The organism is Lactiplantibacillus daoliensis (assembly GCF_005405005.1).
In the GTDB taxonomy this organism is placed as follows: domain Bacteria; phylum Bacillota; class Bacilli; order Lactobacillales; family Lactobacillaceae; genus Lactiplantibacillus; species Lactiplantibacillus daoliensis.
On the sequence record NZ_BJDH01000002.1, the window covers coordinates 273,179 to 289,956 of the forward strand.

General features: G+C 42.1%; 16 protein-coding genes and 1 pseudogene. 2 read left to right on the top strand and 15 right to left on the bottom strand.

Translation table 11 applies throughout. From position 1 onward, the window contains the following. Positions 1 to 26: 26 nt before the first annotated feature. From FFM64_RS03660 to FFM64_RS12310, 10 genes and pseudogenes are all read right to left on the bottom strand, one after another. Positions 27 to 1,364, bottom strand: coding sequence for an MFS transporter (locus tag FFM64_RS03660; RefSeq protein ID WP_137606643.1), 1,338 nt, complete (start codon positions 1,362 to 1,364; stop codon positions 27 to 29). Positions 1,365 to 1,716: 352 nt separating this feature from the next. Next, entirely contained in the window at positions 1,717 to 2,391 is a 675-nt protein-coding gene (locus FFM64_RS03665) for a putative quinol monooxygenase (protein WP_137606644.1), read from the bottom strand. A 33-nt stretch (positions 2,392 to 2,424) separates the two neighbouring features. Then, a complete protein-coding gene (locus FFM64_RS03670; protein ID WP_137606645.1) occupies positions 2,425 to 3,009 on the bottom strand; it encodes a DapH/DapD/GlmU-related protein in 585 nt (194 codons plus the stop codon). 24 nt (positions 3,010 to 3,033) lie between these two features. Continuing rightward, positions 3,034 to 3,942 carry an amidohydrolase family protein gene (locus tag FFM64_RS03675; protein ID WP_137606646.1) on the bottom strand — a complete coding sequence of 303 codons (909 nt, stop codon included), beginning with the start codon at positions 3,940 to 3,942 and terminating at the stop codon, positions 3,034 to 3,036. Positions 3,943 to 4,280: 338 nt separating this feature from the next. Next, complete coding sequence (locus FFM64_RS03680) at positions 4,281 to 4,628, bottom strand: hypothetical protein (RefSeq protein WP_137606647.1); 348 nt, start codon at positions 4,626 to 4,628, stop codon at positions 4,281 to 4,283. A gap of 12 nt (positions 4,629 to 4,640) precedes the next feature. Further along, a complete protein-coding gene (locus FFM64_RS03685) occupies positions 4,641 to 5,933 on the bottom strand; it encodes a Y-family DNA polymerase (RefSeq protein WP_137606786.1) in 1,293 nt (430 codons plus the stop codon). A 194-nt stretch (positions 5,934 to 6,127) separates the two neighbouring features. Continuing rightward, a complete protein-coding gene (locus tag FFM64_RS03690; protein ID WP_137606648.1) occupies positions 6,128 to 6,982 on the bottom strand; it encodes an alpha/beta hydrolase in 855 nt (284 codons plus the stop codon). Positions 6,983 to 7,011: 29 nt separating this feature from the next. After that, positions 7,012 to 7,410, bottom strand: coding sequence for a DNA-directed RNA polymerase subunit beta (locus tag FFM64_RS03695; protein WP_137606649.1), 399 nt, complete (start codon positions 7,408 to 7,410; stop codon positions 7,012 to 7,014). 208 nt (positions 7,411 to 7,618) lie between these two features. After that, a complete protein-coding gene (locus FFM64_RS03700) occupies positions 7,619 to 7,942 on the bottom strand; it encodes an LPXTG cell wall anchor domain-containing protein (RefSeq protein WP_137606650.1) in 324 nt (107 codons plus the stop codon). A 39-nt stretch (positions 7,943 to 7,981) separates the two neighbouring features. After that, positions 7,982 to 10,239, bottom strand: a pseudogene (locus FFM64_RS12310) (mucin-binding protein); the annotation flags it as partial. 415 nt (positions 10,240 to 10,654) lie between these two features. On the opposite strand from FFM64_RS12310, the gene FFM64_RS03710 reads away from it, so the two are divergent. Next, positions 10,655 to 11,830 (top strand): MFS transporter, encoded by a 1,176-nt coding sequence (locus tag FFM64_RS03710; protein WP_137606651.1) that lies wholly within the window; start codon positions 10,655 to 10,657, stop codon positions 11,828 to 11,830. A gap of 354 nt (positions 11,831 to 12,184) precedes the next feature. Here FFM64_RS03710 and FFM64_RS03715 read toward each other — a convergent pair whose 3' ends face one another. The 3 genes from FFM64_RS03715 to FFM64_RS03725 form a co-directional block, all read right to left on the bottom strand. Beyond that, positions 12,185 to 12,823, bottom strand: a complete 639-nt coding sequence (locus FFM64_RS03715) for an NAD(P)H-binding protein (protein WP_137606652.1) — start codon at positions 12,821 to 12,823, stop codon at positions 12,185 to 12,187. 105 nt (positions 12,824 to 12,928) lie between these two features. After that, positions 12,929 to 13,930 (bottom strand): alpha/beta hydrolase, encoded by a 1,002-nt coding sequence (locus tag FFM64_RS03720; RefSeq protein WP_137606653.1) that lies wholly within the window; start codon positions 13,928 to 13,930, stop codon positions 12,929 to 12,931. 19 nt (positions 13,931 to 13,949) lie between these two features. After that, positions 13,950 to 14,171 carry a hypothetical protein gene (locus FFM64_RS03725; protein ID WP_137606654.1) on the bottom strand — a complete coding sequence of 74 codons (222 nt, stop codon included), beginning with the start codon at positions 14,169 to 14,171 and terminating at the stop codon, positions 13,950 to 13,952. A gap of 120 nt (positions 14,172 to 14,291) precedes the next feature. On the opposite strand from FFM64_RS03725, the gene FFM64_RS03730 reads away from it, so the two are divergent. Further along, positions 14,292 to 15,170 (top strand): LysR family transcriptional regulator, encoded by an 879-nt coding sequence (locus FFM64_RS03730; RefSeq protein WP_137606655.1) that lies wholly within the window; start codon positions 14,292 to 14,294, stop codon positions 15,168 to 15,170. A gap of 455 nt (positions 15,171 to 15,625) precedes the next feature. On the opposite strand, the gene FFM64_RS03735 is transcribed toward FFM64_RS03730, so the two are convergent. Further along, positions 15,626 to 16,042, bottom strand: coding sequence for a MerR family transcriptional regulator (locus tag FFM64_RS03735; protein ID WP_137606656.1), 417 nt, complete (start codon positions 16,040 to 16,042; stop codon positions 15,626 to 15,628). Between the two features lie 12 nt (positions 16,043 to 16,054). Beyond that, positions 16,055 to 16,708, bottom strand: a complete 654-nt coding sequence (locus FFM64_RS03740) for an NAD(P)H-binding protein (RefSeq protein ID WP_137606657.1) — start codon at positions 16,706 to 16,708, stop codon at positions 16,055 to 16,057. Between the last annotated feature and the right edge of the window lie 70 nt (positions 16,709 to 16,778).

Below are 16,778 nucleotides of genomic sequence, written 5' to 3' on the forward strand. Positions count from 1 at the left end.
GTAACTGCAAGGCAAGACTTTAATCATTATTTTCTTTCACCTGGTAAAATCAGGAAAACTGCTGCTAATAAAGCCAGCAACAATAATCCGGAACCTGTCAGAATGGCCTGTTGAAATCCAGCTACCTGACTGTGTGCCATATTTTGAACTGCGACCAAGATGGCTAATCCGACCGAGCCACCGATTTGATGCATCACATTGACCACCCCGGAAGCTGCCCCGGCATCACGCCCCTGCGTATGAGCTACCCCGGCTGCAGTAAATGGACTTAGCGATAAGCCTTGTCCAACACCAATCACAGCCATTGGTAAGGCAATTCCCAACCAATAGCCAAGTTCTGGCGTAAAGAAACTCAGCCAAAACATTCCAATCAACGTTAACCCAATACCGACAATCAGTAACCAACCGTTACCCCATTTAGCAGTCAAACGCGCCACCTGCAAGGCGACAATAAAATTAACAATCGTTAGCGGGAAAAAGGCAATTCCCGCCATCAGGGCACTAAAGCCTAGTTGATTCTGCATTAACTGTGGTGTAATAAACCAAAAACCGAGCATTGATCCGAGGTATAAAAACCGACCAAGATACGCACCCAAACGTTCACGATCCGCAAATAATCGTAAAGGCATGATCGGTTGTGTCGTTTGCCGTTCTTGAAAAATAAATCCGGTCAACATCACGATGGCTAAAATTACAGCTGGTAATTTTGCCCAAGTTCCGACAATACTGTAAACTAAAGCACTCATCCCAATCAATGATGTAATCGTCCCGACCCAGTCGAGTTTACCGCCATTCTGACCACGATCAGCCTTTAAATGCCGCATCGCTAAGTAGAACATCCAAATACTAATTGGCACATTAATGAAGAAGCCAACGCGCCAAGTTAATAAACTAGCAAAGACACCGCCAATGACCAGGCTAACACTTGCCCCAATACCAGCCATCGCACCATAATAAGCAATGGCCCGAACGCGGGCAGGACCTTCATAAGTATCCATCAAAATAGCTAGCGTTGTAGGGGCTAAGATTGCTGACCCAATGCCTTGAAATGCGCGTGCCACAATAATCATCGGTGCGTTAACCGCTAACCCAACAATTAGGGAACCGAGGCCAAAAATGGTCAACCCAATTTCAAAAATCCGACGCCGGCCAAATAAGTCTCCGGCACGGCCACCAAGCAGCAAAAAGCCCCCAAAGGTTAACGAATAGGCACTGCTGACCCAAGAAAGTGTCTGCTGATTCAATTGCAACTCTTGGGCAATTTTCACGGTTCCCGTAAAGATAATCGAATTATCCAGTAAAATCATAAAATAACTGAATAGAATAATTAATAGAATCCAGTCAAAGCGTTTATTTTTTGTCATGTTGTGCTCCTTGTCTTTTAGTGAATAAATGCAGTTTAGACCCTTGAAGCTACTGCAAGGCAAGCAAAAAATTAAACTTTTTTCTGAAAATATGTCGATACCAAGCTGATGCCAATTCTGACAAGATACCAGCCTTGTTTAACTTATTTTCCTAAAAGTTCTTTAACGACTAAAAAAATCACTTTAAATGAGTGGTTAGCACTCATTTAAAGTGACTTTTAGTCATAACACTTGTTGTTTTCTATAAAAACGAATCTCAACAACTCCCACAAACACGACGACCAATCCCATGATTCGCACTAACGAAGCTTTGTTAACTGTCGACTGGAATCACCCCAGATGATCAATTAAACTATTCACGCTCATAAGTCAGTGGTCCCTGATTAACCAAAACATCCGGTCTAACTTCAACTGTTGCTTGTTGCACAATTAAAGATCGACTGGCTTGATGAAAAGCTCCGAAATGATCGGTGTGATAGTGCTGACGATAAGCAGTTTCATTTTCGTACAGGTCAAACACGATTAATTGTTGTGGATCTGCGGTTGATTGACCTAAATAACCCGTCACTAGACCTGGTTCAGTGGTCATTGCTGTCTGCATTTCAGCGGTTAATAACGACTGGAATGCTCGTAACTGATCGGCCTTAACCGTGAATTCAGTTAGAACTACCAAATACTTGGTAGGTGCCATGATCCGTAAAGCTGGTCCTGACGTCAACAGTAAGATTGGCGTTAACACTGTCACCGACTGTTCCACCACGGCCTGTCCCGCAACCGTCTTAAAAACTTGAAATTGCGGTGACTTGGCATGAATTTCATAACTCGCTTGGTCTCGATATAATTCAAGGACCCGATTTTCAACACCATTGAGATCTAGATGTCCCGTATACATTGCTAAAGTCCCTGGTTCTCGGGTAATTGACTTCAACAAATTTTGTTCACCAACTCGTGCAAAAGCGGCCCGCTCACTGGCCTTAATACGTAATTTGAACAATCTGAATAATGGCGCCTGCTGCAACACTACCATCGATTTCACTCCTTTATGCACCGAAACCACAACTTAATTTAAGGCTGGTAATGGTCTGATTGTTTTCGCAGGAACACCACCCACGATCGTGTTGTCAGGGACGTCCTTGGTCACAACGGCACCCGCCGCGACCACGACGTTATTCCCAATATGCACACCACCAATGATGGTCACATTGCCACCAATCCACACATCGTTGCCGATTGAGATCGGCTTCGTGTAAGTAATCAAATACTTACTACCATCTGGGCGCGTGCCAAACCGCTTGCTGGCATCCAGCGCATGGGCACCACAATACAACTTAGTATCGGGGGCAATGATGACTCGGTCACCCAAGGTAATCCGATTAGAATCTTGGAATGTGCAATTGCCGTTAATGAAGACGTCATCGCCCACATTAATATGACTACCGTAAATCGCACTAAAACTACCGTTAATGACTAACCCCGTGCCAACTTTGCCAAATAATCCTTTGATTGCCTTGGCCCGCTCAGCCATATCCTGCGTCGTATTAATTAAACTGACTAACTTTCTGCCCTTTGCCAACAGGCTTTGTAGCTCAGGATCACGATAGTCATAATCTTGTCCTGCTAATAGCTTTTCATGTTCAGTCATCATCTTAACCAACCTCCTAGAAAATCGCTACGCCGTCAACTGTTGCCAATTATCGCTAAAAATCTGTCGTTTTTGACTTGCGGTAATCCGCATTGCATTGACCGCCTGCTCGATAATTGCCGTCGGACCTACGGGTGGAATTCCAAATGGTGAATCAGTTCCAAATAAGACATGGTCATTGCCAAAGAAATCCATCGCTAACTCAAGGGCTTTCGGGTTACCCAAAATTGCCGTATCTACATAAAAAGCTTTAAAATCTGCATAGTTTTCAGCAGACTGAATGTATTTGATTCGTTCACTAAAGAATGGCACCATCGCACCTGCGTGATGCACGATGACCTTTAATGTTGGATACTTACGGAAATATTTGGCAGCAACAATCCCATTCATCGCTTGTGTTAATTCATATTCCCAACTAAACGTGATATTGTTATCCGTCTTAGCAGTATCAAAGACTGGATGTAACCAAATTGGTGCCCCGATAGCCGCCAATTTTGCAAAAATCGGTTCATAAGCTGCGTCGGTAATCGGCTTACCTAGTGCTTGCGTAAAGAGCTGCACACCGACTAATTCATGACTACCCACAATTTGCTCATCAATCAGTCGCAAGGCGGCCGGAATATTGTTCATCGGTAACATGGCAACCCCTGCTGGGAAAATTGCGCGATTATTTTGGACCATTGCGGCAATCTCCTCATTCGCCGAACGACATAAGTCCGCAGCCTGCTCAGAATCAACAAAATCTTCTGGATTTAAATTGACCGCCGAGATCACTTGCTGATGTCCAGCCGGTAAGCTGACCAAATGCTTGGCCATATCAGTCAACAGCGGATTCTTCATATACGGAAATTGATCTAAAATCTTCGGGTTAATGGCGACCATCTTCGCTAAAAATTTTGGTGGTAACACGTGTGCAAAAACGTCAATCATTGGCATAATTAAAAAATCCCCTATTTTAAATTTCTACTTAGCAACAGCAACTGACCAGATTCAAGTCGGCATCACCTAAAATGATGGCACCCATCTATCTTCCATCGACCCATTTCATAATTTCTCCCAGTTTAACTCATTGACAACATCATACGGTCATATGATGACAATGTAAAATGCCTAATTTTAATGCCTTTCTATACTCTTTACGTATAACCTGGTGACTACTTAGCCAGATACCTTTTCAATTTCTCAGTTATCGTTAGTCTTCAAGCTCTAGTCTCGAATTGACAAAATAAAAAAATACTAAGCAAACCGGTTATTTTGAGATTGCTTAGCGTTTTTTAATCTGTCTCGGGACGGTATCTTGTTGATCGACCGTGTCCATGTTCTAAATCATGCACAATATTAGTCCCAGGATGCACCAAATGATGGGTATTTCGAAATTCAATCGACAACTTTGTATGGGCCTGCAAGTCTGCTAAAACTTGTTGGTATAACGCTTCGTCGCGCGGAATTTCTAAGAGATCATAACTATGTAACAGTTTCTCATTGGCGCGCTGTGCCTGCAAAAAGAACGTATAACAATCGAATAAATGATTATCCACAATCATTAAATGATAACGCCATTGATAACGCCGTAAAAAATACTTATCAAAATTAGCCAGTAACGTTTTAGACTCTTTCAACATGACCCTAGCCTCCTATGCTTGATGACCACCAACCAGTTTTGACCGGTCAATCGCTGTGCCAGCAGCCGTTTTACTGTAACCACGGACAATCGCACGATAACCATACCGACTACGAATCTGATCAATAGTATGTTCCAACTTTAAATTAGCTTCTGCCTGGCGTTGATTGCTGAATAAGGATAGCTGTAAACTATTAGGCTTACTGATGCGGTTGACACGCACACCCAAGTTACGTAAGGCATTCCCCTGCCAGCGCTTTTCAAATAAATATTGAACTGCTCTAATAAGATCATTTGTCTGATTGGTCGGATCAATTTTAGTCTGAGCACTCCAACCGTGTTGCGCCGCATCATCCGCGGTTGAAAAACCAACCTGAACACTGACGACTTCACCCAAAACATCATGTTCGCGCAAACGCGTCGCCACTTGATCACAGATTTCAAATAGCACCGTTTCGATTTCCTGCCGGGTTGTATAATCCCGCATTAACACTTGGCTGTTCCCATAACCTTTATTTTCAGCCCGCGGAACATAACGTTTGGCTAAATCGGAATAATCAATGCCCCAACTATGAAAATAAAGTGCATCGCCTAAAACACCAAACTTTTTGCGCAACGCTTTCCGATCGGCATGGGCCAAGTCGCCAATCGTATGAATGTTCATCCGTTCCAACTTATCAGCAGTCTTATTACCAATTGACCAGAAATGTGTTAAGGGCGCAATTTGCCAAAGCTTAGTGGGCACGTCTTCATAATGCCATTCCGCTTGCCAAGGGGCTTGTTCCTTGGCTTCGTTATCTAATGCGAGCTTTGCCATCAGTGGATTCGGACCAATCCCCACGGTCGTGACAATCCCCGTCTCGTTGAAAACTTTTTTCTGAATCTGAGTCGCAATATCACGATTCGACCCAAACAACCGATGACTATGGGTCACATCAATAAACGCTTCATCGATACTGTAAACATACCAATGGGCGTCATCCGTAAATTGACGAAAGATCTGATTGATCCGGTAATTTAAGGTAATATAATCACGCATATGCGGTGCCACTAATTCAATATCCATATTTGATTTGATTTCATATTTTCGAGTTCCCAACCGAACATTATAGTCCCGTTTAGTATCTGGAGAAGCAGCTAGGATTAAGCCGCCTTGCGATTCTGAACGTGACAAAACTGCAATTTTTGCAGCTAATGGATATTCACCGCGCCGGATTGCTTCCGTACTTGCGAAAAATGACTTGCAATCAATACACATAATGTCACGTTCTGGTAACCGACTTTTATCATCAAGGGGTGTCGGCATAAAACCACCACTTTTCATCAGATTTACTGACACGAGTTGTTGACAATCAGGCTGAATCATCAATCACAATTCCGACTTCTTTAGTCTATATTATACGAACATACGTTCTAAATGGCAAGCCTCTATTTGAAAAAAATTGAAAATTAAAAAGTAGCACCTGACTGGACTACTCCCTAATCTGACCGCCTGATCACTTAATTTCGCAAAAAATTAATGAGCAGTTTATCAACTTGCTTATTCTCATGTAACTTACTATGCTGAGCATTTGGTCCCGTAATCTGCTGTTCTTGATAAGACTTTGCCCTGGTCGCAACCAGATAACGTAATGATTTGGAAGACGCATTGCTAACTGAGCCATCCGAATGTGATCCATCTTGCTTGTTACCATAAACATTTAGGACAGCGATTTGATTTTTAGGATATGTCTGACGTAACTTTAACAATGAGCGATAGTCAGTTTGCATCTTATTAGGTTTACCAGCACGATTTAGCATCATTTGATTAGGCTTGTCGCCCATACCTAAGATTCCATTAAAGTGGCCGGCAATATCAACCTGCTTTTGCAATTTAGGTAAACTTTTCGTATTACCAAGCAAATAAAACATGATGGCCATATTTCCCATCGAATGACCAACCATATTAAACTTTTTGATGTGATAAGTCTGTTGTAGCTTAATCACCGTCGCTTTGGCCCACCGCCCCCATTGCTGGGAATTTCCATTGCGATTGTCCTGGAAATTAACTTCTACAATTGGCTGATAATCATGCTTGTGAAAACGTCCAGTCAAGGTTACTTTCCCAGTTTTTGAGACTGTCGCCCGCATGATTGTTTTCGTCAGACCGGCCTTGACTAGTGACTGCGCCATCTGATCTTCAGCACGATAACTACTTCCCCAGCCATGGAAAAATAATGTTGGTTCATACTTGCTAGCATTGGCTAACTCAGAAACGTTTCGGTTAGTACTGCCTGACTTTTCAGTCTTACCACAAGCAACGAGCCCAACACATAGTAAAACAAGCCCCACAAACAACATCAATCTTTTCTTCATACAATTTCCCCTAAACCCTAATAGTTATTTTATCGACCTGAACTGATATCATAGGCCCACCATTTGTCAGCCGCAACTAATTCCACATAGCGAATTTCATCAAGATGAAAAAATTTAACGCTGTCATTAGCGAGCTGTAAATAAATCTGGTCTCCTTGATAACCGGCCACAACGCCTTGATATTCAGCAGTAAAACAATTGTTTTCCAACGTATCACTTTGAATTAAAACCGTTTGACCACTTTTCCAAGCTGCTTCTAGATTAGCAGCGATTTCGTCCGCTGGCATTTCAGGTTTAACCTCACGCGGTTGTGCTTGCTGACTCTCACTTTCCATATAAGCACTATGGTCACTCAAAATCCATCCCATCCACTTAATCATACCACGGTCATCATAAAGCCACTTTTCACGCGGAACAACTTGTGCCATTAAAATCACCAACCTTTTAATGGCCATTATACGAACATACGTTCCCGATTGCAAGTGACTTATTTTCAATCTAGGGCTAATCGGTTCTTTGGTAATGACAAGCCACCACTTATAAACCGCAAAATGTACTAGTTGAATTTGCCATCAAAAAAGTTGTTATTTACTCAGCCTATTCCAAGTAAGTAACAACTCTTTTTAATTTAATTGCCTAATGTTTACGTTCAATGCCAACTGCACTTAACAAGGTCATCAAACCAACACCAGCCAATGCTAACCAGTTTGTCGACTTTTCATTGGTTTGCGGCAACTGATTTTGATGCTCTTGTGACTTGCTTGATTTTTGCGCAGCTGTTTGAGTCGGGCGAGTCATGGTTACTGCCAATTGATCTGGCTGACCAGCTATTTTTCTTGTGGGGATTGACTGCTCAATTCCTTTTTCGCCATTCGGTTGTTGTGGCTTTATCCCAGGATTAATAACATCATCCGTAGACGTTGAAGGACTCCCAGCTTCAAGATAAGTAACAGTTGTCACAATATTATCACTTGTTGGCGTAATGCCATCTACCGCTGCAACAACGGCTGGCGTAGCAGCATAGTTAGCAATGATCGGCGCATTTTTAGCATCAAACTGAGTCGTTGTGGCTGTCCAATTATGCCAGTGACTTGGTCTTTAACACCACTTCGATTAAACACAATTGTGGTCTCCTGATCTGGTGCCGCTTGCGTGCCATCCGCATAGACGTAATGGATCGTTTGCGTGACCATTTTCTGGTCACTAACGCTGGTACCGGCATGCTTTAAGTGCACAGTAAAGGTTCCTGGTGTTGCTTCAAAAATAGCCCCATCACTAGGATAATCATCGCTCACTAATGAATAGCCTTGTTCAAGATAAGTTTGAACTGTCGGCGCTGTTGCATAGTCACTATGTGTCCCCTGAGTCCCGGTCACCGTCTGCACCGTTAAAGCCTGTCCGGTCGTGTCATCTACGTAATTAATCTGCACAGTGCCCTCTGCTTTAGCGGGAGTAAAATACAAATTAACGGTCTGTGGAGCCGCGGTATAAATTAATTGTAAATTTTCAACGCTAGCACCAACATACTGATAACCGTCAATACTAGTCAAACTAGTTAAATCGGCCTTATCTCCCACGGCCTTATCTGTGCCTAAAACCGTTTGGGCTTGAATGATTTGATTCGTTTGCTGATCCAAATAGTTTATCGTGATTGATGGCGCCGTTTGCCAGTTAGTTGGCCGGAAGATCATAGCATCCGTCATTAATTGGACACTGTTGCTAATTGCACCATAATACTTGTTTATATAGTAATCAGTATCACCCGTATGTCCCAAATAACCCCACTGGCCGTGATAAAAAGTGACAGCATTTTTCGCTGGCGCCGCAATATAAAATTGATTATCACCTAAATATTGTGCTGAATTCCAAGTCACTGATGTAATATTTCCATTTTCATCATAGGTATACACGGGTGTAATCACATTAGATTGGTCATAAGCCGTATGCAAAACTTCGCCATTAATACCAATCTGTTCATCTGCCGTATAAGTCAGCGGTTGACCTGCCACGATATTAATTGGTTGATAATTAATTGCGGCCTGTCCCACCGCAAAAATCCGCATATCGGTCGTTAAATTCATGCCATTTAAGACAGAAAAGTCAGTCAAGGCGTTGTCTGCCAACTGAATCATTTTCCAGCTTGTCACCTGATTATTACTCATCGCAATCATAGTTGGTGCTAATTGTTTTAACTGGGAATTGGTTAACCCATAATTTGCATTTTGGGCAGCATGGTAGTTGGCCACAATATTGGAATCAGGTTGCAAGTTAAAGTACCTTAAATTATCAACATTTAATTTAGTCAGTGGTGTCACATCAACTTTTGCAAAAAAGGCGGTGTACAGACCAAGTTCACTAAAGCGTAAATTTTCTAGCGGTGTTAAATCGAATCCACTAGCACGCAGATCTGCCTGTCCTTGAGGATTTGCTAAATAAACGTACAGATTTAACTTTTTAGTTACAGGCAAGTTTTGAAATGCTTCCATCCCCGTTAAACTAGTTACCACGATTGGCGCGGATTCCGTCCCAATCGCCACGGTTTGCCCCGTATAATTGCGAATATCACCAACTGTAATATCGGCATCAGCCGCCAACTTCAAACTGGTTCGAACTTGATTAGCGAGATTACGATCCGTAAAGTTGACCACCTGAGCATCATCATCTGGGTCAGCCGCCAACTTTGCTTGGATTGCCGCACGATTGCTCAGTTTGCTAACCGACACTTGTTTTGCAACTGATGTCGCCTTCGCTTCAGTTTCGGTCGGTTGTACCTGATTATTGCTACCAGCTGATTGTGAATTTTTAGCCGTTTCAGACGTTGTTGTCTGAGTAGTTACACCATTAGTCTCAGTCGGCGCTTTTTCACTTACTTGCGTTTGGCTAGGTTGACCTGAAGCCGAACTCGGCGTCTCATTGAGTGTCTTATCTTTCTGAGGAGTCGTTGTAGCTCCTGTGACACTTTTATTAGTGTCCTCAATTTTTGTGTCCTGTTTTTCCGTATCACCAGTCGTTGTTGCAGCACTGTCACTAGTTTGTGAAGTTGGTGCTGAATACCCTTTTATAACCACTGTTTTAGTCGCTGCTGACCGCTCAGTTTGGGTCATATCCGTTGTATTACTAGACTCGGCCGCCTCTGTGTTAGCGCTTGCAACCCGTCCCAGTACAAATGGGCTCACTAAAGTTAATACTAACGTACTGAAATATAACCAACTATACCGGCGTATTTGAATCGCTTTTTTTTGTTCATTTTTAGTCATTTTTCTGTCCCCTTAGCTGAATAAAAATTGCAACAAATTACCATCGCATTTGATTAACCCCATTAACATTATACGTCATTAGTTAAGGTGAAACACTATTAAGCAGGAACATTGTCACAACATTTCAGTTATTTTGTCGAACAGAGGTCACTAATTTTTTTACGAAAGCTAGTTGTTAAAATTGCCTTGTTTGAATATTAGATTACTGTTACAATTATCATCAAATTCCAAGAAAGTGGTGAAACAGTGTGTCTTTTGACTTATTAGGTTGGATCAACCTGCTGACTAATATTATTTTTACAACTGTCCTTCAAGGGGCTTAGTCTGCACTTTTTTCAACCCGTCAAAGTCACCTTTATCACTGTCACAGCAACCTAACCATTAGCGTTTTGCACAACCCTTGAAGGAGTTAATTATGACCAAAATCATGCACCGCAACCTCCATCTAGGCTACGGCTACACCGCCTTAGCTTTTTTCGGCATCACCAGTTTATGGGTGATTTTCTTGCAACAACGAGGCCTTTCGTTAGTCCAAATTGGCTTATGTGAAAGTCTCTTTCACTTCACTAGTCTCCTCTCCGAAGTCCCCTCTGGTATTTTGGCTGACCGTTTCGGTGACAAGCCCGTTTTAATTGCCGGTCGGGTTGCCGCCATTTGCCACGCACTCATTATGCTGACGGCCCACAGCTTCTGGTGGTTCGCCCTCGGTTTTGTCTTGCAAGCTTGGGCCTATAATCTCCAATCTGGCACGATTGAAGCCTTGCTCTATGACACCTTAGCAGATCATCAGGCCACCGATAAATTTGCCGTTGTGACTAAAAATATGAATTTAACCATTGAATTAGTCGATACCATTGGCGTGTTGCTGGCGGGTTGGTTTATTCATGGTTATCTGGCACTGACTTATTGGCTCTATGCCGCAGCCGCCGTCCTCGCAATTATCGTCATCTTAGCGTTGCGCGAACCACAACATGCGAAAGCAACCGTCGCTACGACCAATTCGATTTGGCAAATTACGCGGGCAGCTGCGCATTGGTTACATCAGTTACCGCAACTGCGACGATTAATGCTATTTCATGCCGCTTTTAGCGCAATTGGCACGACCTATTACTACTATTTTCAAAGTGTGATGACCAGCCATGGGTTTAGTGGTCCCCTCATTTCCGGAATTTTAGTCATGACCGCCATTTTAAACGTTGGAGGCGTCCAACTAACCCCTTGGTTGCAAAAACAGGTTTCACAATTAAAACTCCTGATTACTTTAACCTTGCTATTAACAATTAGTTTAACCAGCGCGTTCTGGGTCAATATCGGCTGGTTAGTTGCTAGTTATTTAGCCGTCAACGTTTTACAGGCGGTTATCGAGCCGTTACTTTCAAACTATTACAATCAGCTGATTCCAAGCGGTCAACGTGCAACTTTACTGAGTGTTGCCAGCATGTTGTTCAGCGTCGTCATGATTCTGATGTTTCCAATCATCGGCTGGCTGATTGAACGCAGTAATTTTACGACTGTCTTCGGAGTCTTGGGATGCGGATTAGGCCTACCATTACTCATCGGCTTCATCTTCAAGAAACACTATCAGCATTAACAAAACAGTCTGGGACAGACATATTTTGAAACCTTCTGATGATTGAAAGAATCAAGATGTGCTGAGCATAATGTGATTGTTTTAACGGTTTAACAGTCGTTTGACCATCCAATCAGCCACAAAAGTACTGGCTGTATCGTTTTAGTCATTGACACAATGCGTATTGCCAGAAAATTCAGCGTCATATTTATCCGTTGATGAGTAGTTAAAAAGTGATCCTAGAAGTCATTTTATGATTTCCAGGACCACTTTTGTTAACTTGAAAGCGCCATATCGTAATTGAACATCAAGTTAGACATACGTGCCTTATAGGTTCGGTTCGTTAACTCGCACAATATATCCTCAGGACTAATCCTAGTAACCAACTGGTTTGTCACCATCGGTACCTGGTTGATCAATTCCCAAACTTGATTTTTGATGAATTGTTGGCTCTTTAATGATTTTAACAATCAAATCAGCAATGCTTTTACGTGAGACAATCGTGCCTTTATATTCTTCGCCTTTTTCTGTCAATTCGTAATCGATTTTATCTTCATTAGTCATGTATGCACAGCGCAGAATCGTAAAATTAACATCCGAATCTTCAATTACCTTAGCCGCGCGTCGGGTATCCTCCATCACTTCATGCCCAATAACGTTCTCATTCCAATCATCAAATTTTTTCGGAAGTTCATGATATAGTCCTAATCCACCCACATAAATGAGGCGATTTACATTGCTGGTATTCATCGCTTGTATCATGCTTTTTGCCATTGGCCCAAATTTACCACCTAAGTTTGCATAGACAATGTCTTGATTTTTCATGACCTCTATCAACTTCTTAGTATCATTAACATCTCCATCAATAATCTTTTCTCGACTAGGGTTCTTAACCGTTAATCTATTAGAATGACGTAAATATAATGTTAAATTGTCTCCAGTTTCCTTCAATAATCTATCGCGAACTAATTTCGCAATTTGACCGTTTGCGCCAAGAATCAATACATTTTTCATTTTATAACTCCAATATCTCACTATGACAGTGGCTTAACCCTTAACTCAGATATACTAGCCTCCGATAAGCCAATCGAAAGACTTTTTCGTTAACTTCAAATTTCGTTAGTTTAAATATTGTGCAAAGAAGGTAGCTAATTTTTTGAACGGAATCAAGTTATGGTTCACGCCACCATCATACAGGTCAGTGTGAACGGCTCCTGGAATTGTCAGGAATTCTTTATTCTCAGTATATTTAGAATTCGTCGTCATTTTCTTGAACTCATCTTTACTGAAGTAATAAGAGTGTGCTTGATCCCCATGGACCATCAAAACAGCACTCCGAATTTCATTAGAATACTGACAAATCGGTTGGTTAATAAAGGACATTGTGCCAATTGTATTCCAACCATCATTTGAGTTAACTGAGCGAGCGTGATAGCCCCGGCTGGTCTTGTAATAAGCGTGATAGTCTTTAACAAATTGTGGCGCATCGTCTGGTAATGGATCAACGACACCGCCAGCTCGTTGGTAACGCCCACTTTGATAATCGACAGTCCGTTGTTGATTGAGTGTCGCCTTCAGCTCATGACGAGCAACTTCACTATCATCATTGTCAAAGTAACCGTTAGCATTGACCCGACTCATATTATACATGGTCATGGTTGCAGTAGCCTTGACCCGAGTATCTAAAGCTGCAGCATTGAGTGCCATCCCACCCAAACCACAGATACCAATCATCCCAATCTTTTCAGGATCAACATTTGGCTGGATGGACAAAAAGTCAATGGCAGCTTGAAAGTCTTCGGTGTTAATGTCAGGCGAAGCCATGAATCGAGGTTGACCAGAACTTTCTCCGGTAAATGAAGGGTCAAAAGCAATTGTTAAGAATCCCTTTTCAGCCATCGTTTGGGCATAGATACCAGAAGACTGCTCTTTTACGGCTCCAAATGGTCCGCTAATAGCGATAGCAGCCAGTTTACTCGTGACGTTTTTAGGGGTATACATATCGGCGGCTAAAGTGATTCCGTAACGGTTATGGAAAGTGACCTTCTGATGATCAACTAAATCACTCTTCGGAAATGTCTTATCCCATTCTTTGGTAAGCGTTAATTTTTCGTTTTGCATGTGTTTATCTCCTTTTTGATTAATGATATTTGTTAGCAAGAAAATCTAGGCAATCGATTTGAAATTCCGTTTGGCGCAATGTTTGTAGCAATTGTTGACGCTGACACTGAAGAATTTGCTGCAGGCAAGTATAATCGCCACGGTTAAAGCTAGCTAAGATTTTTTGACTATCAGTTTGATTAAAGCCTGCATCCGCGAGATTCTGTTCGAGCAGTCCAAGTTTATTGTTTGCGTTAGTCATGCTTTGTCCTTCCCTTACTGTGATTACAGTTTACCTGCTGCGTTCAATTATGTATAATACTTTGTAATGATAACTAGTTATTCGATTTTAGAATAACTGGTTCACTTAGAAGGGATAGTTATGGAAATTCGAGTACTAAGATATTTTGTTGAAGCAGTAAGGCAGGCTAGTATTACACGAGCCGCTGAAGCCTTGCATGTGTCGCAACCGACTTTGTCTAAACAGTTGAAGGGTTTAGAAAATGAGATTGGTAAGCAATTATTCCAGCGTGATAACTATGGTATTAAATTGACGACTGCTGGAACATTAATGCGAAAACGGGCCGAAGATATTTTAGCGATGGTGGACAAAACTAGCGCAGAATTTTCTGCTATGACGACACTTACGGGAGGAAATCTCTATATTGGTTGTGCCGAATCACAATCGATTCGGTACTTGGCAGCATCCGTTAGCACTTTTCGTCAACACTACCCAGATTTGCGCTTTCATTTGGTTAGTGGAGATACCGAGCTGGTTACCGATAAACTTGATCAGGGATTGGCTGATTTAGCAATTATCGCTGAACCACCGCGTCTAGATCATTACACTTACTTAGAGATACCTGGTGCCGACACTTGGGGCGTTGTAATGCGGCAAGAAGACCCTCTATCCCAAAAAGAAGTCATTACACCGACTGATTTGAAACATCAAGCAATCATCTGTTCTGAACAAGCGATTAAAAATGATATCCCGCGCTGGGCAGGTGACGAAGTTTTTAATTTAAATTTGATTGGAACGACCAACTTGGTATTTAATGGATCGGTCTTTGTTCGAAGCGGGCTGGGAAAACTGTTGTCATTTAAGGGTCTTTGTGATACCAGCGCGACTAGTGGTTTGACGTTTCGCCCACTAAGTCCCCAATTAAAAACGAAGATGTATATTATTTGGAAAAAGTACCAAGTCTTTTCGCCAATAGCTGAGCGTTTCGTGGAACAGTTACAAGCGGATTTTGCCAATTGATTAAATCGGGTGAAAGATAATATCAGTAGAACCGCTTCTGAATTATTTAATCAAAAAGGCTATAACAACGTTACCTTCTTTTACCAGGATTCAGAAACAGCACGCGTTAACATTGATCGTTTTGGCAAAAAAAGGGTAATTCTGGGACAAGATTCCCAGCTCACGTATTGAAAAGGACTGTTCCGAGAAATCGATAATTTCTCGGAACAGTCCTTTTTTTGAATCTTATGTATAACACAGAGATGATAATCCCTGCTATTCTTATGGCACTGAACCCAAAAAGAAAAGAAATTATTAACTCTATGCAAATAAAATATACCAGTAATCAAACCACTTTAAAACTCAACTTAACTTGAAAACCACAGTCAAACAGCCTTGCTGGGCGATTAACACCATTGTCAATGATATTTCAACCAACGTTAATCAAACCAGTTTGACCCCGACTCTTTTTGCCATTAATCTTCCGAATCAACTTTAGCTTGATGTTGACGTTCCAACTCACGTAATTCGTTTTCAGTCGATACCATATGATCATCATAATGATTTAATTTATAATTCAGATGATCGATTGCCGCCTGTAAATCGTCACGTTTCTCTTCCATGACGGCCAGTTGCTCGGTCAAAATGGCTTTTTGTTCCTTCGTATTATCTTCCTGAGCATCGAATAATTGGATATAACGCCGCAAGCTTTCAATACTCATGCCAGCTGACCGCATTTGGGTGACAAAGCGAATCCGTTGCAAAATCCGGGCGTCAATATCGCGATTACCAACTTCAGTCCGGTCAATCGGCGGAATCAAGGATTCTTTTTCATAATAACGAATCGCCGCTGACGAAACGCCAGTCTGCTCACTAGCTTCTTTAATATTCATTTAAAATTCCTCCTAATAGACAGGCCGGTCTTCGCCCTGAGTGGCGGGATCAGCAATCCCAATACTATCACGACTGTATTTATCTGGACTAGCAATAACCTGTAGCACCACGTCAGCAATACTCTGCCGTGACCCAGAAACGCCATTATAAGGCTGATCCTTAGTTGTGACCGTGTACTTCACCACATCACGATCGTTCAACCATGGCAACCGCAACGTTGTGTAATCTAAACCAGAGGATTGCAATAAATCGTCTGAACGCCGTGCACTTGTCAAGCCGCTGCCAATCGAAGCAGCATTCCAACGACCAAATTCACCAGCAACTTCATTGTAGATCCCGAGGACATTTGTAAATAAGACCCGTTCCACATGGTTAGCCTGCATCCCGGCAATCACGTTTTTCGTCAATCGATTCTGAGCATCATGATCAACCACCGCCACAAAGACAATATCTTGGGCAACCATCGCCGCACTCACCGCCTGAGAATCCGTTAAATCACCATCAATCAACTTGACCCGCGGATTATCTGCTAAATCACTGAGCCAATTCGCATGGCGTAAGAACAAGGTCAAGTCGACGTCTTCGAATGCCGATTCCGTTAAAATCCGATGTTCAACCAGCTGGGCAATTTGACCATTTGCAGCTAAAATTAAGACTTTTTTCATTTGATTAACCTCTAATTTCTATTTGATGTGCTTAGCATAACCCCTTGCAGTAACTTCAAGGCAAGCCAGA